The following is a 21,496-nucleotide window of genomic DNA, read 5'->3' as shown; positions in this document are numbered from 1 at the left end:
GTGATGTGGTGGCTGTGAACCGGATCTACATCGCCCAACTGGCCGGACTTCCCGTCTTCGGCCCCGATGGCGAACCCATCGGCAAAGCCCGTGACGTCGTCATCAGCCTCCGGATCGACCGGCAACCACCGCGCGTGCTCGGCATGGTCGTCGAGTTGGTGACGCGCCGGCGGATCTTCGTGCCGATGCTGCGGCTCACCTCGATCGAGCCGAACGCGGTCACGCTCGCGACGGGATCGGTGAACCTGCGCCCGTTCCACCAGCGCGTCAACGAGGTGCTGGTGATCGGCGAGGTGCTGGACGCCAGGATCCAGCTCGAGGACGGCGGCACGGCGGTCGTCGTCGACGCCGCGATGGAACTCACCCGCACCCGCGACTGGAGGATGGTCCGCGTCGCCGTCCGGCAGCGCACCGGCCGGTTCAGCCCCAAGGGCCCGGTGCAGGTGTTCCGGTGGGAGGACATCGGCGGCCTGAGCGTCAACGAGATCGCCGGTCAGCCCCAAGGCGCACAGCAACTGGTGGCGGTGTTCGAAGGCATGCGCGCGGCAGACGTCGCGAACGCGATGCACGAGCTGCCACCCAAGCGCCGCTACGAGGTCGCGGACGCGCTGGACGACGAACGACTCGCGGACGTCATCGAGGAACTGTCCGAAGAGGACCAGAAAGACGTCTTGGCGCACCTGGACGAGGAACGCGCCGCGGACATCCTCGAAGCGATGAACCCGGACGACGCCGCCGACCTGCTCGCCGAACTCTCCGAGGGCACCAAGGACCGGCTGCTGGAACTGATGGAACCCGAGGAGTCCGAACCGGTCCGGCGCCTGCTCGAGTACTCGTTCGACACGGCCGGCGGTCTAATGACGCCGGAGCCGATCATCCTCACCCCGGACGCGACGATCGCGGAAGCGTTGGCACGAGTGCGAAATCCCGACCTCACCCCGGCACTGGCGTCGATGGTCTTCGTGTGCCGCTCGCCCTCCGCGACGCCGACCGGCCGCTACCTCGGCTGCGTGCACATCCAACGCCTGCTGCGCGAACCGCCGTTCGACCTGGTCGCCGGCGTGCTCGACACCGACATGGCGCGCCTCTCGCCGAACGCCTCACTGAGCGACGTGACGCGCTACTTCGCGACCTACAACCTGGTGTGCGCCCCGGTGCTCGACGAGGCCGAGCACCTGCTCGGCGCGGTCACCGTGGACGACGTGCTGGACCACCTGCTGCCGGACAACTGGCGCGAGACGGGACTGAGCCATGCCTGAACTGCTGCCTCGGCGCAGACTCGACCAGCCGCGCGAGCCCCGCGGCTTCCGCTTCTCGATCGACCCGGACAGGTTCGGCCAGCTCTCCGAACGACTGGCGCGCTTCCTCGGCACCGGCAAGTTCCTGTTCTGGCAGACGCTGCTCGTCATCGCCTGGATCACGACGAACCTCGTCGCGGTGTCGCTGCGATGGGACCCGTACCCGTTCATCCTGCTGAACCTGGCGTTCTCGACGCAGGCCGCCTACGCCGCGCCGTTGATCCTGCTCGCGCAGAACCGGCAGGACGACAGGGACCGGGTCTCGCTGGAGGAGGACCGGGCGCGGGCGGCGCAGACGAAGGCGGACACCGAGTACCTGGCGCGCGAACTGGCCGCGGTGCGGCTGGCACTCGGCGAGGTGGCGACGCGTGACTTCATCCGCAACGAACTGGACAAGCTGGTGAAGGAGCAGAACAACCGCAAGAAGGTCCGGCCGTGACGGTCGAGGAGTTCGGCGACGTCGTGGCGTTGTGGTGGGTGAAGGAGAAGTCCGCCGGTGACGTCGTGTTCGCCGCCTGCGACCTGCTGATGGAGGACGTCCCGGCACCCTCGCTGGCCGTGCTGGCGGCGGTGTCGCTGCGGCAGGCCGACGTCGAGGTGCCGATCCGGCTGCGGGACGTGCTGCCGGAGCTCGGACTGGAGTGGCACGACAGGGGCACCATCGCGGCGAGGGAAGCGGCGTTGCGAGCCATGTCCCGGCGCACGCTCACCGGGGAACTCGCGCCGAGAGACCTGACGAGATGGGTGCACCGGAAGTTCGGGCACGACTGCATCGAGCTGGCCGACGAACTCGCGGGGCTGGACGACGTCTACGACGTCCTGGACGCCACCGGCGGGACCGAGGCCGATGTGGACGAAGAGGTGTTCGCCGAGGTGCGCCGCATCACGTCCTGATCTGTCCACTCGCGACCAGGTCCGCCAGGACCTCGTGGATCGCGGGAGCCGTCTCGACGTGCTCGCGGTACTCATCCCACGTCACATAGGTGAGCTCGGCGATCTCACTGGTGGGCTGCGGCACGCCCAGCAGCGAAGCCGTGAAACAGGTCATGTCGACCATCGCGCCCTCGCCCTCCCCGTAGGCGGGAGCGACGTAGCGCTTGAGCACAACAGGCTGCGCGAGCTCGACTCCGAGCTCCTCCCGGACCTCCCGGCGCAGAGCGTCCTCAGGGGACTCCCCGGGCTCGATCTTGCCGCCGGGAAGGTAGAAGGCCTTCTTGTTGCGTGAGCGCACAACGAGGAGGCGGCCAGCCTCGACGTGAACAAGTCCCACCACGGTGATCACGGAAAGACGTCGTCCGCTGCCAAGCGATCACACGTGCGGCCAAAGGCCTCGAGCTCACCTGGCCCGAAGCTCTCCCCGAAGTGTTCCGCGACACCCGCGAGGTGGGTGGCGGAAGCGCTGCGTAGACGTTCTGCTCCAAGCGGTGTGAGCACGGCCACGATGCCGCGTCCATCACCGTCGGCGCGTTCCCGCCCGACCAGGCCGGCGCGTTCCAGGCGGTCCACCAGACGGGTCACGCCAGAGCGGGAAAGCAGGACGGCATCGGCGAGTTCGGTCATGCGCATGCGCATGGAAGGCGTCTCGGCCAGTTGGACCAGCACGTCGTACGCCGCGAGCGATAGGCGCTGCTCAGCAATCAGTTCGGCCTCGAGGACCCTCGTGATCCGTGCATGCGCGCGGAGGAACGATCGCCACACCCCTAGCTCGACACGGGTGGGCAACCGGGAACTACCCGATTCCGGCACGAACGTCGATGTTACGGACAGCGTCGACCCAGCTACGACCTGGCCCTGCAGTCAAAAGTGACCGGCCGGTAGGACGGGCACGAACCGGACGTAGCATGGCTGTGTGACCACCACGCAGCCCCTCCCCACCGTCGAGGACGTCCGCAAGGCGCTCGCCGGTGTGCAGGACCCCGAGATCCGGCGCCCGATCACCGAGATCGGCATGGTCAAGGACGTCGAGGTGGGTTCCGACGGCGCCGTGGTCGTGGGGGTGTTCCTGACCGTCGCCGGCTGCCCGATGCGCGACAAGATCACGAAGGACGTCACCGAGGCCGTTCAGGCCCTCGACGGCGTCTCGTCCGTCCGGGTGGACCTGGACGTGATGAGCGACGCCCAGCGCACCGAACTGCGCAAGACCCTGCGCGGCGGCGCCGAGGAGCCGGTCATCCCCTTCGCCCAGCCGGGCTCGCTGACGCGCGTGTACTGCGTCGCCTCCGGCAAGGGCGGCGTCGGCAAGTCGTCCGTGACGGTGAACCTGGCCGTGGCGATGGCCGCCCGAGGCCTGTCCGTAGGCATCGTGGACGCCGACATCTACGGCCACTCGATCCCCCGCATGCTGGGCGCCGACGGCCGCCCCACCCAGGTCGAGAAGATGATCATGCCGCCGTCCGCGCACGGCGTGAAGGTCATCTCGATCGGCATGTTCACGCCGGGCAACACCCCCGTCGTGTGGCGCGGCCCGATGCTGCACCGCGCCCTGCAGCAGTTCCTCGCGGACGTGTTCTGGGGCGACCTGGACGTGCTGCTGATCGACCTGCCGCCCGGCACCGGCGACATCGCGATCTCCGTGGCCCAGCTCGTGCCGAACGCCGAGATCCTGGTCGTCACCACCCCGCAGCAGGCTGCCGCCGAGGTGGCGGAGCGGGCCGGCTCGATCGCGCTGCAGACCCGGCAGCGGGTGGCGGGCGTCATCGAGAACATGTCGTGGCTGGAGATGCCCGACGGCTCGCGCATGGAGGTCTTCGGCACCGGCGGCGGTCAGGCCGTCGCGGAGTCGCTCACCAAGTCCATCGGTTCCGAGGTTCCGTTGCTCGGACAGATTCCGCTGGACCCGCGCCTGCGCGAGAACGGCGACGCGGGCACGCCGATCGTGCAGGCCGTGCCGGACTCCGCTGCCGCCAAGGTGCTCGCCGAGGTGGCGACGAAGCTGTCGGTGCGGTCGCGCGGCCTCGCGGGCCGTTTGCTGAACGTCTCCCCGGCCGGCCGCTAGCAGCTTTCACGCAAACGCACGCGGGGCGCTTTCGTTCACCAGATGTGAACGAAAGCGCCCCGCGTGCGTTCAGCTCAGGTCGCGTCCGGGTCGTACGGCGGACGCTCGCCCGGCGCGAGCGGGCGCTGCTCCGGCGCCTGCGGCGTGGACGGCGTCGGGTAGCCGTTGGCCTTGGTGGGTTCGGGATCGTCGAACAGGTGCTTGGCGACCGCGCGCTTCGGATCGAAGTTGCGGAGCTCGCGCAGGTCTTCCAGGGGCTTGCGGAGCGACTCGAACTCCGGCCCCATCTCCTGCTTGAGCTGCTCGCGCGCGCCGGTCGCGTACTCGCGGACCTGGCGCACCGTCTTTCCCAACCATGCTGCCGCGGACGGCAGGCGCTCGGGCCCCAGGATGAAGAGACCCGCGACGACGATGATGAGGATCTCTACCCATCCGATGCTGTCGAACACAGATCTCAGCCTACTGCCCGCGGCCTGGAACTTGCCGAGTTGTTTCGCGGTCAGACGGACAGATCGTGGTGCCGCCCCCGCATCCTCATACTGGAACGTATGGGGGTGCGGGGGCGGTGCCGCGAGCTGCCCTGCTGAGCGTGAAACAGCTCGCCAAGGGCCAGGTCGCGGGCAGTGTCAGTCGCTCTTGAGCGTCACGTCGAGTTTTAGCTCTCTGCCCTGCCGGGCCAGCACCACCTGGACCGTTTGGCCGATCTCGTGCTCGCGAACGGCGACCACGAGCTCGGCGGCGTTGCGGACGATGCGGTTGCCGACCTTCGTGATCACGTCGCCCTCCTGGATGCCGGCGGCCGCCGCGGCGCCGCCCGCGGGGACGTTCTGCACCTGGGCGCCTTCCGAGGTCTCGGCGGACACGGACTTCACGTTGACGTTCATGTCCGCGTGCTTCACCGAGCCGCTGCGGATCAGCTCCTGGCTGATCTTGCGGGCCTGGTTGCCGGAGATCGCGAAGCCGAGGCCGACCGAGCCGCCGGTCTCGGTGCGGATCGAGGAGTTGATGCCGATCAGGGCGCCGCGCGAGTCGACCAGCGCGCCGCCCGAGTTGCCCGGGTTGATGGCCGCGTCGGTCTGGATCGCGTCGTAGGTGACCTGGGGGCCGCCGTTCTCGCCCGCGGCGGTCACCGGGCGGTGCAGCGCGGAGACGATGCCCTCGGTGACCGTGTTGGACAGCTGCAGCGGCGAGCCGATGGCGATCACGCTGTCGCCGACCTGGAGTTCGTCGGAGTTGCCGAACTGCAGGACGGTGGGGTTGGTGACCTCGACCTTGATGACGGCGAGGTCGGTCTTCGGGTCGCGGCCGACGACGCGGGCCGCGGCGCGGGTGCCGTCGGTGAAGACGGCGCTGAGCTTGGCCGACGAGTCCTGGGCCGCCGGGGCGACCACGTGGTCGTTGGTCAGGATGTAGCCGCCGCCCTCGATGACGACGCCGGAGCCGACGCCCGCCACGTTGGCGCCCTTGAACTCGATCGACACCACGCTGGGCGTGACGCGCTTGGCGATGTCCGAGATCGAACCGGCCGGGCGCTCCTTGCCCTGCTCGACCTCGGCCAGCGTCACCGTCGAGTCGGTCAGCGGGTTGCCCGCCCGGCCGATCAGCCAGCCGATCAGGCCGCCGACGGAGCCGACGAGCAGTGCCGCGACCATCAGCAACGCGAGTGCGGACGGCTTCACGCGACGGCCGAAGAGCAGTTCGGGAACGCTCAGCTGCGGACCCGGCGCGGGCTTGTGCTCAGGTTCGCCCGGCGGGTCCTCGCCCACGGCGGGCGGGCCGATCACGGCGCCGGCGGCGGGATCGCGCCACGGGTCACCGGCGGGCTTGTCGCCCCAGAACACCGGATCGATGTCCGGATCGGGGTCGGAGACGGGCTGCGGGGGCCGCTGCAGGAGTTCCGCGGAACCCTGCCGGCCGAACGCGCTGACGAGCGACTCGGGAGGCGGCGGCGCCGACTGGACGTCCGGCACGGGCACGTCGCGCGTGGCGAACGCGCTGGAAACTCCGTCCGGGCGACCGAACGCCGACGCGTACGCGGGGTCGACCGGCGGCTGCACCAAGGGCCGTGGCCGGAGCCTGCGATGCGCTCCGTCGTCCACTCCGGAAACAGGTGTGGACGTCTGGCCGTTGGGCGACTGCTGGCTCATCTCTCCCCGAATTTTCCGCTAGGAGTGCTGAACTACAGCGTGCCTGACGAACAGTGAAATGGCTGTCAGGGGGTGGTTGCGAAGACCGCGCGGGCGTTCTGCGGCGCGGAAGGCGAGGCGGGCGCGTCGCTCTCCGGCGTGGTGAACGCGAGCGCGCCGAGCAGCATGCCGCTCACGACGACCCCGGCACCCTGGCGGGCGCGGCGGCCGTTGAACCAGCCGTTGCTGCCCAGGGGTCTCGACGAACCCAGCACCGGCCCTGAGCCGAACGCGGGCTTGTCGGTCCGCTGCACGGCGACGAACTGTCCGTCCTCGGTGATCGCGAGCCCGTCCGGAGCGGACGGCAGATCGACCTCTTGCGGGATGGCACCGAGCCTGTCCAGCAGCGACGCCGACGCCGTCGGCGCGGACGCGGTGCGCACGGCGGAGCGCGCCTGCTGCTGCGTGTAGGTCTCGAAGGCGCAGAAGCCACAGCGCTGAATGTGCGACGAGGCTCGCTCGTGGGCGAGCGAGGACAGTTCTCCGTCCACGAAAGCAACCACGGCATCCGGCAAGAGATGCTGCTCAGGCAGGCCCCAACCACGGAGGTCGGTCATGCAGAGTCCTCCAGCAACGATTCCTGACGACGGCGCTCGAGAGCGACCTTCAGAGCCTGGCGGCCCCGATGGATCCTGCTCCTCACGGTACCCATCTTCACCCCGAGCGTGGCACCGATCTCCTCGTAGGAGAGACCTTCCACGTCACAGAGCACGACCGCGGCGCGGAACTCCGGCGGGAGCTCGTCCAGGGCGGCCTGCAGGTCGGGGTCCAGGTGGTTCTCGTCGTAGATTTCCTCAGGGGACAGGTCGTCACCCTCGAGGCGGTCGTTGTCCTCGGGCAGCGCCTCCATGCGCACGCGGCTGCGCCGGCGTGCCATGTCGAGGAAGAGGTTGGTGGTGATGCGGTGCAGCCACCCCTCGAAGGTGCCCGGCTTGTACGACGCGAGCGACCGGAAGACGCGGATGAACGTCTCCTGGGTCAGGTCCTCGGCGTCGTGCTGGTTGCCGGTCAGGCGGTACGCGAGCCGGTAGACCCTGTCCGCGTGTTCACGGACGATTGCGTCCCACGAGGGCGGCGTCCAGTCGGCCGTCTCGATGGGCGCGACGGCCTCCGGCGAACTCGACTGCGTGCGCATCAGGTGTTTCGGCACCTCCATGTGGGCCGCCCGGCGACCCTTATGCGGCTCAACGGGCGACGGGTCCGGCTTGTTCCCGACTAGAGCCTGGCTTCTTGCCTCTGTACCTTCTCCTGCTCTCTTTAAACGATCGTGAGAGTGGGCTGAGAGCATCCTGAGAATCTCGGTTCGGGCCGCGTTCACCCGTTTTGGGCACCCGAAGCACTAACCTGCGTACCCGTGACAGCGGAATCGGCCCTGCGGGAGTACGTCGAGCAGTACCTCCCCGAGGACGACGTGCACCTGGCAGCACGAGCACGCGGCCAGGAGCTGGGCTGCGTGCCCATCGGTGCTGGTGGCGGAGCCGCACTGCGGTTCCTCGCGACAGCGCTGCAAGCCAAGGCCGTCGTGGAGATCGGGACGGGCGCGGGCACCAGCGGCCTGTACCTGCTGGCAGGGATGCCCCAGTCCGGCATCCTGACCTCCATCGACGTGGCCCCCGACCACCAACGCGCCGCCCGCGAGGCGTACGCGTCCGCAGGCATCTCGCCCTCGCGCACCCGCCTGATCATGGGCAAGGCGCTGGACGTCCTGCCGAGGCTGACCGACGCGGCCTACGACCTGGTCTTCGTCGACGCCTACAAACCCGAGTACCCGCAGTACCTGGCCCACGGCGTGCGCATGCTCCGCCCGGGCGGAGTGATCGCGTTCGACAACGTGCTGTGGCACGGCGCGGTCGTCGATCCCACGAAGCGGGACGAGTCGACCCAGGCCATGCGGGACATCGCACGGCTCGTGAAGGAGGACGACCGGCTGGTGCCGGTCATCCTGCCGCTGGGCGATGGGCTGCTGGTCGCCGCGCGCAAACCCTGAGTGGCACCGATAAAGATTCTTGCTGGACCACCTGAGTGACGCGGTAACAACGCCTCACGGCAATTCGACATGCCCTCCGCAGGGTCGGGGATCGTCCATTCCCCGAAAGGGGCTCAGGTGAAACCAACAAGAGTTCTCGCCGCGCTGGTGGCTGCGCTGATACCGATCATCGGCGTCACCACCCCCGCTGCGCACGCACACCACACGTGCTGGATCGACGGCGCGGACATGCCCACGACGACCGATGTGAGCTGCCGCGACTCGTTCGTGCTCGATCCGGGCTACGGTCGGGTGCTGTCGCATGAGGACATCATCCGGCACCGCGACTATTACCAGGCGAGGGGTTTCCACCCGAATTTCATCTGGTATGCGCGCATCGAAAACCGGCCGGTCGTTTCAGGTGACGTGGAATGGTCGGGCTGCGATGACAACAACCGAGTTGTCGACGTGCCGTGCGCACCCCATCTGCTGCATTTCAAACCTGTGTGGAATCCCTTCCACGCGCGGCCCGTCACGCTGCCCTCGCTCAGCTACGGCGACAGCTTCATCGGCCAGGCCTGCGGAAACTTCTCCAGGGACACTTCGGCGAAGCCGGTGCCGTTGATCAGCGGCCACAAGTACCACGACGCCAACCGCAACGGCGTCCGCGACGCCGGTGAGCCGGGCCTCGCCGGCTGGACGATGACGCTGCACCGCGACCGCTCCGACGCAGGTCAGGGCACTGGCGCGGTCGACACCAGAACCACTGACGCGAACGGCTACTACGAGTTCCGGCTGGACGGCCACCTGCCTGGCGACTACGCCGTCACCGAGGAGAACCGCGCCGACTGGACCCGCACCTCGGGTACCGAACGCCACGGCGTGCACGTGCCGATCGGCGCCGCCGGCACCAAGTACGAGGGCCATGACTTCGGCAACGTGGAGACGAAGGCCGACGCGGTGAAGGTCGCCTTCGAGTTCATCGACCCACCCGCGGAGATGACCGCGGACACCCCGCACCTCCTGCGGATACGGGCCTTGCTGGAGAACCGTGGTCCCGCACCGGTGATCGAAGTGGGGGACTGGCTCCAGGCGCTGGATCTGCCGCCGGACTGTTCCGTGATGTACATGACGTCACCGGCGCCGACCAGGCAGCTGGTGATCGGCAGGCCGGTCGAGGTGATCTTCGAGGTGGAAGTCTCCTGCTCTCAGCCGAGCTTCCACCGCTTCGCGTACTCCAACACGTTGGTCATCCTCACCCCTGGCGTGACCGATCCCGACGACTCCAGCAACTTCCGGACCACGGAAACGACCATCGCCGTGATCGACGAGGCGAACGTCGGCATCGACGACACCCGGCTCGACTGCGCGAGCCGCACCTACGTCCGTGACCAGTTCGAATGCACCGTCACGGCCGTCGCGGTCAACCTGGGCGACCACGGCCCGGCGAACACCGACGTCAACCTCGGCCTCACCGGCCCCGCGGACTGCACGCTGACTCCCACCACCGCGACGAGCCACGAGGTGTCGATCACCAGCCCGGCGACCGTCTCGTCGAAGTGGGACGTGACCTGCGCGAACCGCAGCTATCACGACTTCACCGCCTCCGCGCAGGCCGTGCTCGACCACCTGCACGTCATCGACCCCGACCCCGCGAACAACACGGGTTCGGCGGCGGACCGCGTCGAGGTGTTCGAACGCACCGACCTCTCGGTGACCGACATCCGCCTCACCTGCACCGAACGTCAGTACCGCACGCAGGATTTCGCCTGCACCACCACGACGACCGTCGCGAACGCCGGACCGGCCGACGCGGTCCACACCCTCACCACGGTGACCTTCAGTGCCCCTGCGGACTGCACGATCTCGCCGAACACCGGCCAGCAGCAGGCGCACGTGCTCAACGCCGGCACGACCGCGACGTTCACCAAGGACTGGGCGGTGTCCTGCAGCCAGGACCGCAGGCACCTGTTGTCCACCACCGCGGTGATCGCCGCCGACGAACCCCACCCGGAGGACACCGACCGCGCCAACGACGTCCGCTCGATCGACTGGGTGCCGCCGGACGTGAAGCCGCGCAGCTTCCCCAGCTCGATCAACGTGAAGAAGGACGGCCTGATCCCGGTGGCGATCCTGTCCACCGCGGAGTTCGACGCCGTCGCCCAGGTCGACCGGACCAGCCTCACCTTCGGCGCCACCGGTCTCGAACAGAGCCTCGTCCGGTGCGGATCACCGGGTGAGGACGTCAACGACGACGGCCGCGCCGATCTGGTCTGCCAGTTCGACGCCACCAAGACCGGCCTGACGTGCGGCATGACGAGTGCGACCCTTGTCGGCAGCACGGTCGACGGCCGCCGGTTCGAGGGTCAGGACGACATCAAGCTGACGGGCTGTTAGGCCCGCACGACCGTTCGTTCAGTAAGCCCGAACGCCCTTGCCGAGGACCGTGACACCGCTCGCGGACACCGTGTAGCGCTCACGGTCCATCGGCGCGTCCACACCGATCAACGCTCCGTCCGGCACCACGACGTTCTTGTCCAGGATCGCCCGCCGGACCACAGCGCCCTTGCCGATCCGGACGCCGGGCAGCAGCACCGAGCCCTGCACCACGGAGCCGACCTCGACGATCACGTCGGACGAGATCACCGACCCGTGGATCTTCCCGGAGATGATCGAGCCGGGGCCCACCATCGAGTCCTCAGCGGACCCTCCCGCGATGAACTTGGCCGGCGGCAACGGCGGCGTGGCCGTCCGAATAGGCCACAGCTGGTTGTAGAGGTTGAAGATCGGATGAACGGACACGAGGTCCATGTGCGCGTCGTAGTAGGCGTCGATGGTTCCGACGTCACGCCAGTACCCGCGGTCGCGGTCGGTGGCGCCGGGAACCTCGTTGTCCTGGAAGTCGTAGACGTGCGCCTTCCCCCGGTCCACCAGCATGGGGATGATGTCGCCACCCATGTCGTGGTCGGAGTCCGGGTTCAACGCGTCCCCGCGCAGCGCGTCCAGCAGCGCCTCGGTGGTGAAGACGTAGTTGCCCATCGACGCGAACGTCACTTCTGGATCGTCCGGCACGTGCGGCGGCTCGGACGGCTTCTCCAGGAAGCGCGTGATCTTGCCGGACGCGTCGGAGTCGATGCACCCGAACGCCTTGGCCTCGTTGCGCGGCACCCGGATGCCGGCGACGGTCACGGCCGCGCCAGACTCCACGTGCTGCGAGATCATCTGGCCTGGGTCCATCCGGTACACGTGGTCGGCACCGAAGATGACCACGTGGTCGGGCTTCTCGTCGTGGACGAGGTTCAGCGACTGGAAGATCGCGTCGGCAGACCCCGTGTACCAGCGAGGGCCCAGGCGTTGCTGGGCCGGGACCGGTGTCACGTACTGACCGAGCACATTGGACAGGCGCCACGTCGTGGAGATGTGGCGGTCCAGTGAGTGCGACTTGTACTGCGTCAGCACGCAGAGCTTCGCGAGCCCCGCGTTGACCAGGTTCGACAGCACGAAGTCGACCAGCCGGTAGTTGCCCCCGAAGGGCACAGCCGGTTTCGCGCGGTCGGCCGTCAGTGGCCACAGGCGCTTGCCTTCACCACCGGCAAGCACAATTCCGAGAACGTGCGGCTGCCCCTTCACGGTATGTGACCCTATCTGTGCGATCGCGCTTCAACCAGACGCAAACCGCTTTGTCCCAACCGGTACCGCGGTGATCTACGGTGGGTGCGTGCGAGTAGCGCTGATGACGCGGGAGTATCCACCGGAGGTCTACGGCGGCGCTGGCGTGCACGTGGGATTCCTCGTGCCCCATCTCCGCGAACTCGTCGACGTCGACGTGCACTGCTTCGGTGCGCCGAGATCGGATGCGACGGCCCACAACCCACCGCACAGCCTGGAGCAGGCGAACGCGGCTCTCACGACTCTCGCGGTCGACCTGGAGATGGCCGCGGCGGTGGCCTCGGCGAACCTCGTCCACTCGCACACCTGGTACGCCAACATGGGTGGTCACCTGGCCAAACTCCTGCACGGCGTCCCCCACGTGGTCACCGCGCACTCGCTGGAGCCGCGCCGGCCGTGGAAGGCCGAACAGCTCGGCGGCGGGTACCGGATCTCGTCGTGGGCCGAGCGAACGGCGTACGAACACGCCGACGCGATCATCGCCGTGAGCGAGGGGATGCGGGCCGACGTGCTCGACGCCTACCCGTCGCTCGACCCCGCGCGGGTGCACGTCGTGCGCAATGGGATCGATTCCACGGCTTACCACCCCGTCACGGAGACGGACGCGCTCACGTCCTACGGCATCGACCCGGAAAAGCCGATCGTGGCGTTCGTGGGACGGATCACCCGGCAGAAGGGCGTCGGACATCTCGTCGCCGCAGCGCACCACATCGACCCGACCGCGCAGATCGTGCTGTGCGCCGGCGCCCCGGACACCCCGGAGATCGCAGAGGAGACCCGGCAGGCGGTGAGCGAGCTCTCGGCCGGACGCGAGGGCGTCTTCTGGATCCAGAAGATGTTGCAGCCCGCCGAGGTGCGGCAGATCCTCAGCCACGCGACCGTGTTCGCCTGCCCGTCGGTCTACGAGCCGCTCGGCATCGTGAACCTGGAGGCGATGGCGTGCGGCACGGCGGTCGTCGCGAGTGACGTCGGCGGCATCCCGGAGGTCGTCGTGCACGGCGAGACGGGCCTTCTCGTCCACTACGACGAGCATGATTTGTCGACATATCGACTCGAACTGGCCCACTCGATCAACCAACTCATCGCCGACCCGGACCGGGCCAAACGGTTTGGTGCCGCCGGACGCACACGGGCTGAGCAGGAGTTCTCGTGGTCGACGATGGCCGCGCAGACGGTCGAGGTCTATCGCGCTGTGATTTGAGACACACTCTGTCGGGGCAACCCCAAAGTGTGAAGGCCGCCTTTAACCAGTAGTGACGTTGTGGCTTCAACTGGTGAGGGGCGCGAGAACTGTGCGTTGTGCACTGCTGGGTCTGACGGTCCTCCTCGCAGTGACTGGATGCGCCACAGCACCCGCCGCACAGCCGACAGCCGTTCAGCTCACGGTCGAGGGCAAGAAGATCGCGGACGCCGCCGAGCTCCAGTCACAGGCGGAGGCGCAGCTCGCCTACACGCTCGACTACGGCTACGTGGCACGGGCGGGCGCCGCGGCGGTCAGCTGCTGGTTCGCCAAGACCGGCCAGGACGCCGAGGTGGACAAGCGGCTCTGGTGCGGCCCCGTCCAGGTTCCCGGCACCGGCGCCGGCACCGACTGGGTGCCCGTGCCGATGAAGGAAGTCACCAAGAAGGATGACGAGGTCCGTTACGAGGTGCAGTCGCCGCAGGTGCCGGAGAACGGCAACCGCAGCACCCCGGCCGGCAAGCTCGTGCGCACCGACGGCAAGGAGTTCGACCCGTCGAAGCAGCAGGACCTCACCGCCGGCCGTGACTTCCTCGCCGTGCTGCCCGACGACGGCAAGCGCTCCAACGTCGACCTCGGGCTCGGCAACGCCGACATCAAGCTGCGCGACGACCTGCTCTCCACCGCCGTCACCGGCTGGGCCAACCCGGACATCTGGTTCACCGCGGACGGCACGGTGCGCGCCGAACCCGGTTCACGGCTGCGCGTGGTCAGGATGAAGGTCGACAAGCTCCACGAGACGGACAGCGGTTTCCACCGCACCAACTGGCAGGGTTTCGCCCCGCAGCCGTCCGAGCTCGCGCTGGAGGTGCCGGGCAAGCGCCACCTGCTGCCCGCCGACCGCCTGCCGGCCAGCGGCTCGGTGTTCGTCGTCTACACCGTGCCCGACCCGCAGGCGGGCACCGAGACGCTCGCCCTCGGCACGCTCGGCGCCAAGTCGCTGGAGCAGCGCGCCGAGGTCCCCGGCGGCAAGCGCACCGACACCCCGCCGCACGTGCTGGAGCGCGCCGCCGCCCCCGCGCAGTTCCAGGAGCCCACCCAGAAGATCCGCTTCGGCGACCGCGAGCTCGGCATGAAGATCACCGGGATCCGGCTCGGCCGCCAGCGCCCGATCAAGCTCGGCGAGAGCCAGTACGACGTCGCCACGATCTCCGCGCCGGACAAGGCGTTGCTGGAAGTGCGGATCGAGGCCACCGGCAACCTGCCGGACACCGCCGGCGGCAACCTGACCAAGGACCTGATCACCGTCACGCTGCCGGACGGGTCCGTCGCCAAGCAGGTCGGCGCCCGCTACGACGGCGGCCCGCTGCCGTTCGCCGTCGTGGTCGAGATCCCCGCCGACACCCGCACGGTCTCCGTCGGCATGGTCGACGGCACCCCGGAACTGCCGCGGCTCGGCAAGACCGCCATCGCCCCCGTCGACTCGCGCATGACCCTCGCGCTGGAGTTCTGAGCGAGCATGGCGGCCAGCGCCAGCCAGCCGAGGATCACCAGGACCAGGCCGCCCCAGCCCCACTCCTCGTACGCGGTGCTGCCGGACGTGCCGCCGATGCTGCTGCCCAGGTAGAAGCCGCAGAGATACAGCCCGGACGCGTGGCCGCGGGCGTGTTCCGGCGCCCGCGCGGCGACCCAGCCACTCGCCGTGGCGTGCGACGCGAAGAACCCGGCGGTGACGATCGCCAGTCCGAGCGGCACCCACAGCAGGCTCGCCACCGCACCGCAGGCCAGCACGCCGATGCACAGCAGCAGGACGCGACCACGTCCGTACCGATCGGCCAGCCTGCCCGCGAACGCAGCCGACGTGCTGCCGAACCCGTAGAAGAGGAACACCAGCGTCTCCAGCCACGCCGGACCGGCGAGCTGGAAACCCGCGACGTTGTAGAACGAGATGAACGACCCGACGAGCAGCACGGCCACCGCGTACAACGAGAGCAGCACCGGGTCCTTCAAGGCCGCCTTCATGCCGCGCGGCGCACGCTTCGGCCGGCCCTGCGACCGAGGCAGGAAGAACACCACCACCAGCGCCGCGGCCAGCCCGAACACACCGGCGAGCAGTACCGAGCCGCGCCACCCCAGCCAGTCCGCGGTCATGCCGGAGACCAGCCGGCCGGACATGCCGCCCAGGCTGTTCCCGGCGATCATCGCGCCCACCGCGGCGCCGAGCCTCCTGCCGTCCAGCTCGTCCGCGAGGTAGGCCATCGACGCCGCGGGCACCCCGGCCGCGGCGATCCCCTGCAGCACGCGCAGCACCAGGAACAGCTCGTAGTTCGGCGCGAACGGCAGCACGAGCCCCAGCAGCGCCGCCACCAGCACGCTGACCACGATCACCGGCCGGCGCCCTGCCCGTTCGGACAGCATCGCGATCGGCACGACCGCAGCCGCCAGCGCGAGCGTCGCCGCGGAGAGCGCGAGCGACGCGCCGCCAGGGCCCAGCCCGTACTCCTCGGCGATCTGCGGCATCACCGGCTGCGGCGTGTACAGCAACGCGAAGCACGCGAAGCCCGAAGCGGCGATGGACGCGGTCAACCTGTTCACGCATCTGACGCTAAGCCATACGTCCAATACGGAAATGCGTCAAAATCAATACGTGGATGAATTGGAGCTGGCCCCGAAGCTGGCGGTGCTGAAAGCGCTTGCCGCCGACGAACACGTGACTCGTGTCGCGGAACGCGTCGGGTTGCCGCAGCCCACGATCAGCCGCTGGCTCGCCGAACTCGGTGAACAGCTCGGCGCTCCGATCATCGTCAGGAGCGGCAGGAGGGTCCGGCTGACCCGCGCCGGCCGGCTGCTCGCCGACGCCGCGACCCGGTCGCTGGCCGCGCTCGAACCCGGCCTGCGCGAGGTCGAGGAGGAGCTCGACCCGGAGAAGGGCCGTGTCGTGCTGGGCTTCCTGCACATGCTCGGCCGCGCGATCGTGCCGGAGCTGGTCCGCAGCTACCGCGCCGAACACCCGCACGTGCGGTTCGGCCTGGTCCAGAACGCCCGTCAGGCCGTGGTCGACAAGCTCGTCAGCGGCGAGATCGACCTCGCGCTGGTCGCCCCGCCGCCGGTCGGTCCCGAGTTCGAGTCGGTGGTCCTGTTCGAGCAGGACCTGATCGTCGTGGTGCCCTCGGGGCACCGGCTGGCGGACCGGAGGTCCGTGCGGATCACCGACATCGCCGACGAGGAGCTGATCACCCTGGAGCACGGCTACGGCCTGCGCCAGATCACCGACGACATGTGCGCGGCGGCCGGGTTCACGCCCCGCTACGTGTTCGAGTGCCAGGAGATCGAGACCGTGCGCGGACTGGTGGCGGCGGGACTCGGCGTGGCACTGCTCACCCACGCCGAGTTCGTCCCGCCCGCCGGGTTGCGGGAGCTACCGCTGACCCCGCGCACCGGCCGGATCTTCGGGCTGGCGTGGCTGAGGGACCAGCCGTTGCCGCCCGCCGTCCGGGCCTTCCGCGACCACGCCTTCCGGACTCACGGCGTCCAGCGCTGAGACCCCGACCACGTCCGCAGGTACGACTCGGCGCCGCCGAGCATGTCCTGGACCAGCTGGTCACCGCCGAGCTGGCGGACCTTCTCGACCCAGTCCGGCAGCAGACCGATGTGCGCGCCGCCGTCGACGTTGATGTCCCAGACGCGCTCACCGGTGCGCTGCCGGTCGACCAGCGGGCCGTCCGGGTAGCTGCGGAACGGGTAGGTCACGCCGGACTGCGGTGCCGGGTGCGAGCCCACGCCGTTGTAGTCGGAGCCGAACCCGATGCCCACGTCGTACTTGCGGCGCAACGGCTCCGCGGCGGCCGCCTGAGCGACGTACCCGCCGGGATCGTTCTCGTAGCCCGCGATGAACCCGCCGAGCTGGTAGACCTTCTCGGTCCACTGCGCGTCCATCCAGCTGTGGCTGGAGACGATGCCGGGGTACCGGGCCTGCGCGGCGAGATCCAGCGTGCGACCGGCGGCCTTCACGCTCATGTGGTCGATCTCGATCATCATGTGCCGGCGCATCATGCCCTGCACCGCGTACTCGCCGAGTGACGTCAGACCGCGCACGTTGCAGCGCTTCGCCGGGTCGTACGCCGGCGCGACGGCCGAAGCCGGGATCAGCGCGTTCGGGCCGACGGTGCCGATCGGGTTGTCCTGCTGCGGACCCTTGCACTCCTCGGTCTTCCACCACTGGCCGGTGCGCAGGAACTGGCCGGCGTTGATCACGCCGCCCTGCGTGCCCGAGTCGAACCGGACGCCGCACAACGCGTTGTCGAACTTGTGGCACAGGAAGGCGCTGCGCACGCCGAGCGCGTAGACCTCGTCGAGGCCGCGGTCGATGTCGGCCCTGCTGCACAACGGGATGTCGAGGAACGTCCGGCAGCCGAACAGCTCAGAGGTCTCGATGCCGAGCACCACCGCGAGCTTGCCCTGCTTGATCACGTCCCTGGCCTGCTCTGACGACGTGACGATGCGGAACCAGCCCTTGCCCGTGCCACCGAACTGCTTGTCGATGAACGCCTGCAGCTCGTAGGTGCGCTGGGCCTGCAACCGCACGGACGCCATCTCGTCGCAGGGCTTGTCCTTGAACGGGTGGATGATGCAGAGCTCGGCGTTGCTCGTCAGGTCCTGCACCAGCACGCGCTGACCGCCGCGCCAGGCCCGTTCCACCCAGGCGTAGTAGTTCTGCTGGTGCGACACCGTCGTGTACGAGGGCCAGCCCTTGAACGTCGGCCAGCCCACCGGGTCGTGGCCGTCGAAGTCGCCCGTCACGATCGCCTCGAAGATCGCGCCGAGGCCCGCCGGGTGGTGCTCGGGGCAGTCCTTCAGCGCGTCCGCGATGCCCTGCTCCGAGAACGGCTTGCCGCAGATCAGCTTGCCGCCGAAGCCCTCGTTGGTCATCAGGTGGTTGTGCGCGTCGACGAACCCGCGCACCCTGCCCTGCCCGTCGACGCCCTTGAACGGCTCACCCGTCACGTTGATCTGCGAGTCCGGCGCCGGCCGCGCCACTGGTTCCCACCAGGGCGTGGCGGCCGATGCGGGGGTGAGCGCCGCGGCTAACAGCGCTAAGGCGACGACCAGGCGAAGTAACACGAGCGCTCCTCTACGACGGTGTGAAGGCGCTCACATCATGCCGTGGAACGTCGCTGTCTCGTATCGGCAGATCGTAGGTACTAACGCGAATATTTTTCAGCCAGCTCGATCAGCGTGCGCGCGCCGAAGCCGGTGGCGCCCGCGACGACCTCGTCGTAGACCTTCTCCGACCGCGCCGGGCCCGCGATGTCGAGGTGCGCCCACGGGACGTCACCCGCGAACTTCTGCAGGAACAGCGCCGCCGTGATGCCGCCGGGACCGGGCGGGCACTGCTTGTAGTCCGCGATCTCGCTGGCGACGGAGGCGACGTGCTCCTCCAGCAACGGCATCCGCCACCACTTCTCGCCGACCCTCGCGCCCGCGTCGATCACGCTCGCGGCGAGGTCGTCGGACGAGCTGAACACGGCACCCGTGCGCAGGCCGAGCGACACCTTCATGGCGCCGGTCAGCGTCGCCACGTCGACGACCAGGTCCGGCTTCAGGTTCTTCACCGCGTACGCCATCGCGTCGGCCAGGACCATGCGGCCCTCGGCGTCGGTGTTCTGCACCTCGGTGGTCGCGCCGCCGTAGTGCCGCACGACGTCACCCGGCCGGTACGACGACCCGCTCACGTGGTTCTCCGCGCACGGCACGAGCCCGGTGACCTTGATCGGCAGCTGCCGGCGGGCCACGGCCAGCAGCGCGGAGATCACCGCGCCACCGCCGGCCATGTCGGTGCGCATCAGGTGCATTCCGTCGGCGGGCTTGATCGAGATGCCGCCGGTGTCGAACGTGATGCCCTTGCCGATGAAGACCAGGTGCTCACTGCCACCGCCGTCGTAGGTGAGCTCCAGGAACCGCGGCGGGCGGGACGATCCGCCACCGACCGCCAGCACGCCGCCGAAGCCCTGCTGCGCCAGCCACTTCTCGTCGCGCACGACGGCGGACAGCCCGTCGAGCTTGTCCGCGAGCCTGGCGGCCGTCGTGGCGAGCCAGCGCGGGTCCTTGACGTTGGACGGCGTGTTCGCGAGATCACGGGCCAGCGAGGTGGCGGTGGCCAGCGCGTGGGCCTTCAGCGCGGCCGACGTCAGCACCTCGTCGAAGCCGGTGTCGCCGGTGACGAGCCGCAGCGAGGCGACCCGCTTGGGTCCGTCCTCACCGGTGACCTTGAAGCGGTAACCGCCGAGCGCCGCGCCCAGCACGAACGCGCGCACCTTCTCGGCGTCGAAGTCGGGCGTCAGCAGGACGTCCGCGGTCTTGGGCGCGTCGTCACCGCTCAACGCACGTACGAGTGACGCACCCGCGGTGCGAAGATCGCCGAGGGTGCTGGTGCCGACACCGAGCGTCCACACGTCGGTGCCGTGCTGACGGAGGGCCTCGCCCGCCTTGCCGGTGATCTCCGAGGTGTCGAGGTCGTCGCCACCCGGTCCCAGCGCCGGCCCGGTGGTCGCGAGCACGACCGCCGGAACGTTGCGACGCGTGGTGGTGGCCACCTCCACGTCGACGAGTTTGGTCGGCACTGACGGAACCGTCGACGCCACGACTGGACCTCCCCATGTGTTGACAACCGTTCATTCTGGCCTAGCGCTGTGGCCGTCAGTCTTCGCCCCGTATTTCGCCGGTCAGACGGGCACGAGGTGCCCTGCTGAGCGCAGGAAGACGCGGCGGAGAATGACGGCCACAGTGCTCGCAGAACGAAGCGATGCCCCGGTCTCCACTGTGGAAACCGGGGCTTCACGTACTTCTCACCGGGAGGCCTCAGCCGGCGGCGGCCTTCAGCGCGTCGCCCAAGGCGCTGGCCTCGTCCGCCGACATCTCGACGACGAGGCGCCCACCACCCTCGAGCGGCACGCGCATGACGATGCCGCGTCCCTCCTTGGTGACCTCGAGGGGACCGTCGCCGGTCCGGGGCTTCATGGCCGCCATCGCGTGCTCCCTCCGTCAACATCTTCCCCGTCCGGCCAGGCCGGATCTGCTCCATTCTCCCCTATGGCGACTCAGGGGCGAAACCGAACCGATCTTTTGGCGAGTCCGGGTGACAGTTGTCGATCTTGCTTCGCACCTGATCACCACGCGTTTTCACTTCTGCGCAACACTTTCGGCACAGCTGGCCGTGTCGCGCCGTTCCGTTCGATGAGAGTCACGGGCGAGAGGTCCGGAGGCGGCGCCGCAGGGACGCCCTCATACCGGGCGTATTCGGGAGTTCCTGCGGCGCCGCCTCCGGGCCCCTCGGCCGCGACTACCGCGGACGGAACGGCGCGACACGGCGTTGGGCGCGGCGTGACAGACTCAACAGGGTGCGAGCCCGTTCCGCGCTCTTCGACGTCTACGGCGGCCACCTGCGCGAACGAGGTGGTGCCGCCACCATTGCCGCCCTCGTCCGGCTGCTCGAACCCCTGGGATTCGCCGCGCCGGCCGTGCGCACGGCCGTGTCCCGAACGGTCAGGCAGGGCTGGTTGCACCCGGTGCGGCTGCCCGACGGCCCTGGCTACGCGATGACACCTCGCGGGGAACGAAGGCTCGACGAGGCCGCCGCCCGCATCTATCGCACCGGGCCGTCCACGTGGGACGGTCGCTGGCACGTGGTGGTGCTGGAGGAGATGCCGGGCCGCGACTCGCGGGACCACCTGGCGTCGGAGCTGCAACTCCTCGGCTACGGCGCGCTCGGCCCTGTGACGTGGATCGCGCCCCGCCCGTCGCCGGAACTGGCCGACGTGCTGGCCGCGGAGGAAGTTCCCGCACGAACTTTTCACGGTTCACACGACGGTGGCGACGCCGAGCTCGCCGCGAAGGCCTGGGACCTGGCCGAACTGGGCCGCGACTACGCCGGGTTCGTCGCGCACTGGCGGGCGGCGGTGTCCGTTGTGGACGAAACTGACGACTCGGCGGCGTTCGCGGCCTCGCAGCAGCTGCTGCACTCGTGGCGGAAGTTCCTGTTCCGCGATCCCGGTCTTCCTGCTGAACTGTTGCCACCGGACTGGCCGGGGCACGCGGCAGCGTCGTTCTTCGACGAACAGACACTGCGGCTGGCACCGGGCACGAGTCGGTTCGTCGACGAGTGCCTGCGGCCTGTTCGCAACGTTTCCACAGCTTGATGGAGGT

Annotated in this window: 20 protein-coding genes; 9 read left to right on the top strand and 11 right to left on the bottom strand. The window is 69.1% G+C overall.

What is annotated here, in order from left to right; all coding sequences use genetic code 11:
• Positions 1–5 precede the first annotated feature (5 nt).
• From SK803_RS38915 to SK803_RS38905, 3 genes are read left to right on the top strand one after another with little or no spacing between them, the layout of a single operon-like run.
• Positions 6–1,259: a magnesium transporter MgtE N-terminal domain-containing protein gene (locus SK803_RS38915; protein WP_319971213.1), complete on the top strand. Its 1,254-nt coding sequence runs from the start codon at positions 6–8 to the stop codon at positions 1,257–1,259.
• Positions 1,252–1,737, top strand: a complete 486-nt coding sequence (locus tag SK803_RS38910) for a DUF1003 domain-containing protein (protein WP_319971212.1) — start codon at positions 1,252–1,254, stop codon at positions 1,735–1,737. The genes SK803_RS38915 and SK803_RS38910 overlap by 8 nt, the downstream gene beginning before the upstream one ends.
• Positions 1,734–2,192 carry a hypothetical protein gene (locus SK803_RS38905; RefSeq protein WP_319971211.1) on the top strand — a complete coding sequence of 153 codons (459 nt, stop codon included), beginning with the start codon at positions 1,734–1,736 and terminating at the stop codon, positions 2,190–2,192. Before SK803_RS38910 ends, SK803_RS38905 begins: the two co-directional genes overlap by 4 nt.
• Here SK803_RS38905 and SK803_RS38900 read toward each other — a convergent pair.
• Both SK803_RS38900 and SK803_RS38895 read right to left on the bottom strand, forming a co-directional pair.
• Complete coding sequence (locus tag SK803_RS38900; RefSeq protein ID WP_319971210.1) at positions 2,182–2,580, bottom strand: NUDIX hydrolase; 399 nt, start codon at positions 2,578–2,580, stop codon at positions 2,182–2,184. The two genes, SK803_RS38905 and SK803_RS38900, sit on opposite strands and share 11 nt — an antisense overlap.
• Positions 2,577–3,044, bottom strand: coding sequence for a MarR family winged helix-turn-helix transcriptional regulator (locus tag SK803_RS38895; RefSeq protein ID WP_089909775.1), 468 nt, complete (start codon positions 3,042–3,044; stop codon positions 2,577–2,579). Before SK803_RS38895 ends, SK803_RS38900 begins: the two co-directional genes overlap by 4 nt.
• 103 nt (positions 3,045–3,147) lie before the next feature.
• Between SK803_RS38895 and SK803_RS38890 the strand changes: the two genes are divergently transcribed.
• On the top strand, positions 3,148–4,293 hold the full coding sequence (locus tag SK803_RS38890) for an Mrp/NBP35 family ATP-binding protein (protein ID WP_319971209.1): 1,146 nt from the start codon (positions 3,148–3,150) through the stop codon (positions 4,291–4,293).
• Positions 4,294–4,367: 74 nt separating this feature from the next.
• On the opposite strand, the gene tatB is transcribed toward SK803_RS38890, so the two are convergent.
• From tatB to sigE, 4 genes are all read right to left on the bottom strand, one after another.
• Positions 4,368–4,742, bottom strand: coding sequence for a Sec-independent protein translocase protein TatB (gene tatB, locus SK803_RS38885; RefSeq protein WP_319971208.1), 375 nt, complete (start codon positions 4,740–4,742; stop codon positions 4,368–4,370).
• Positions 4,743–4,919: 177 nt separating this feature from the next.
• On the bottom strand, positions 4,920–6,440 hold the full coding sequence (locus tag SK803_RS38880) for a S1C family serine protease (RefSeq protein ID WP_319971207.1): 1,521 nt from the start codon (positions 6,438–6,440) through the stop codon (positions 4,920–4,922).
• Positions 6,441–6,505: 65 nt separating this feature from the next.
• Positions 6,506–7,036 (bottom strand): zf-HC2 domain-containing protein, encoded by a 531-nt coding sequence (locus SK803_RS38875; protein WP_319971206.1) that lies wholly within the window; start codon positions 7,034–7,036, stop codon positions 6,506–6,508.
• Complete coding sequence (gene sigE, locus SK803_RS38870; RefSeq protein ID WP_082374044.1) at positions 7,033–7,614, bottom strand: RNA polymerase sigma factor SigE; 582 nt, start codon at positions 7,612–7,614, stop codon at positions 7,033–7,035. The genes SK803_RS38875 and sigE overlap by 4 nt, the downstream gene beginning before the upstream one ends.
• A gap of 219 nt (positions 7,615–7,833) precedes the next feature.
• Between sigE and SK803_RS38865 the strand changes: the two genes are divergently transcribed.
• Positions 7,834–8,466, top strand: a complete 633-nt coding sequence (locus SK803_RS38865; RefSeq protein ID WP_319971205.1) for an O-methyltransferase — start codon at positions 7,834–7,836, stop codon at positions 8,464–8,466.
• A 117-nt stretch (positions 8,467–8,583) separates the two neighbouring features.
• Positions 8,584–10,842 carry an SdrD B-like domain-containing protein gene (locus SK803_RS38860; protein ID WP_319971204.1) on the top strand — a complete coding sequence of 753 codons (2,259 nt, stop codon included), beginning with the start codon at positions 8,584–8,586 and terminating at the stop codon, positions 10,840–10,842.
• Between the two features lie 18 nt (positions 10,843–10,860).
• Here the strand turns inward: SK803_RS38860 and glgC are convergent, their stop codons facing one another.
• Entirely contained in the window at positions 10,861–12,075 is a 1,215-nt protein-coding gene (gene glgC / locus SK803_RS38855) for a glucose-1-phosphate adenylyltransferase (protein ID WP_319971203.1), read from the bottom strand.
• 88 nt (positions 12,076–12,163) lie between these two features.
• On the opposite strand from glgC, the gene glgA reads away from it, so the two are divergent.
• Positions 12,164–13,315: a glycogen synthase gene (gene glgA, locus SK803_RS38850; protein WP_319971202.1), complete on the top strand. Its 1,152-nt coding sequence runs from the start codon at positions 12,164–12,166 to the stop codon at positions 13,313–13,315.
• 1,329 nt (positions 13,316–14,644) lie between these two features.
• Here glgA and SK803_RS38845 read toward each other — a convergent pair.
• Positions 14,645–15,889, bottom strand: coding sequence for an MFS transporter (locus tag SK803_RS38845; protein WP_319971201.1), 1,245 nt, complete (start codon positions 15,887–15,889; stop codon positions 14,645–14,647).
• Between the two features lie 52 nt (positions 15,890–15,941).
• Here SK803_RS38845 and SK803_RS38840 point away from each other — a divergent pair, with 52 nt between their 5' ends.
• Positions 15,942–16,835, top strand: coding sequence for a LysR family transcriptional regulator (locus SK803_RS38840; RefSeq protein WP_319971200.1), 894 nt, complete (start codon positions 15,942–15,944; stop codon positions 16,833–16,835).
• On the opposite strand, the gene SK803_RS38835 is transcribed toward SK803_RS38840, so the two are convergent.
• The 3 genes from SK803_RS38835 to SK803_RS38825 all read right to left on the bottom strand — a co-directional run bounded on the left by SK803_RS38835 (position 16,817) and on the right by SK803_RS38825 (position 20,320).
• Positions 16,817–18,415, bottom strand: a complete 1,599-nt coding sequence (locus tag SK803_RS38835; RefSeq protein ID WP_319971199.1) for an amidohydrolase family protein — start codon at positions 18,413–18,415, stop codon at positions 16,817–16,819. The two genes, SK803_RS38840 and SK803_RS38835, sit on opposite strands and share 19 nt — an antisense overlap.
• A gap of 80 nt (positions 18,416–18,495) precedes the next feature.
• Positions 18,496–19,914, bottom strand: coding sequence for a leucyl aminopeptidase family protein (locus SK803_RS38830; RefSeq protein WP_319971198.1), 1,419 nt, complete (start codon positions 19,912–19,914; stop codon positions 18,496–18,498).
• Positions 19,915–20,152: 238 nt separating this feature from the next.
• The gene (locus SK803_RS38825) at positions 20,153–20,320 is read right to left on the bottom strand and encodes a DUF3117 domain-containing protein (RefSeq protein ID WP_065914675.1); all 168 of its coding nucleotides are present in this window, start codon (positions 20,318–20,320) and stop codon (positions 20,153–20,155) included.
• A gap of 371 nt (positions 20,321–20,691) precedes the next feature.
• Between SK803_RS38825 and SK803_RS38820 the strand changes: the two genes are divergently transcribed.
• Positions 20,692–21,489 carry a PaaX family transcriptional regulator gene (locus SK803_RS38820; protein ID WP_319971197.1) on the top strand — a complete coding sequence of 266 codons (798 nt, stop codon included), beginning with the start codon at positions 20,692–20,694 and terminating at the stop codon, positions 21,487–21,489.
• The last annotated feature ends 7 nt before the right edge of the window (positions 21,490–21,496 follow it).

The organism is Lentzea miocenica (assembly GCF_033949945.1).
In the GTDB taxonomy this organism is placed as follows: Bacteria; Actinomycetota; Actinomycetes; order Mycobacteriales; family Pseudonocardiaceae; genus Lentzea; species Lentzea miocenica.
This window is presented reverse-complemented; position numbering and strand designations above follow the sequence as displayed.

Excerpts from the sequence above, each read along its gene's own strand:
- SK803_RS38910 (WP_319971212.1), top strand. The coding sequence starts at position 1,252 with ATGCCTGAACTGCTGCCTCGGCGCAGACTCGACCAGCCGCGCGAGCCC.
- SK803_RS38880 (WP_319971207.1), bottom strand. The coding sequence starts at position 6,440 with ATGAGCCAGCAGTCGCCCAACGGCCAGACGTCCACACCTGTTTCCGGA.
- SK803_RS38875 (WP_319971206.1), bottom strand. The coding sequence starts at position 7,036 with ATGACCGACCTCCGTGGTTGGGGCCTGCCTGAGCAGCATCTCTTGCCG.
- sigE (WP_082374044.1), bottom strand. The coding sequence starts at position 7,614 with ATGCGCACGCAGTCGAGTTCGCCGGAGGCCGTCGCGCCCATCGAGACG.
- SK803_RS38825 (WP_065914675.1), bottom strand. The coding sequence starts at position 20,320 with ATGGCGGCCATGAAGCCCCGGACCGGCGACGGTCCCCTCGAGGTCACC.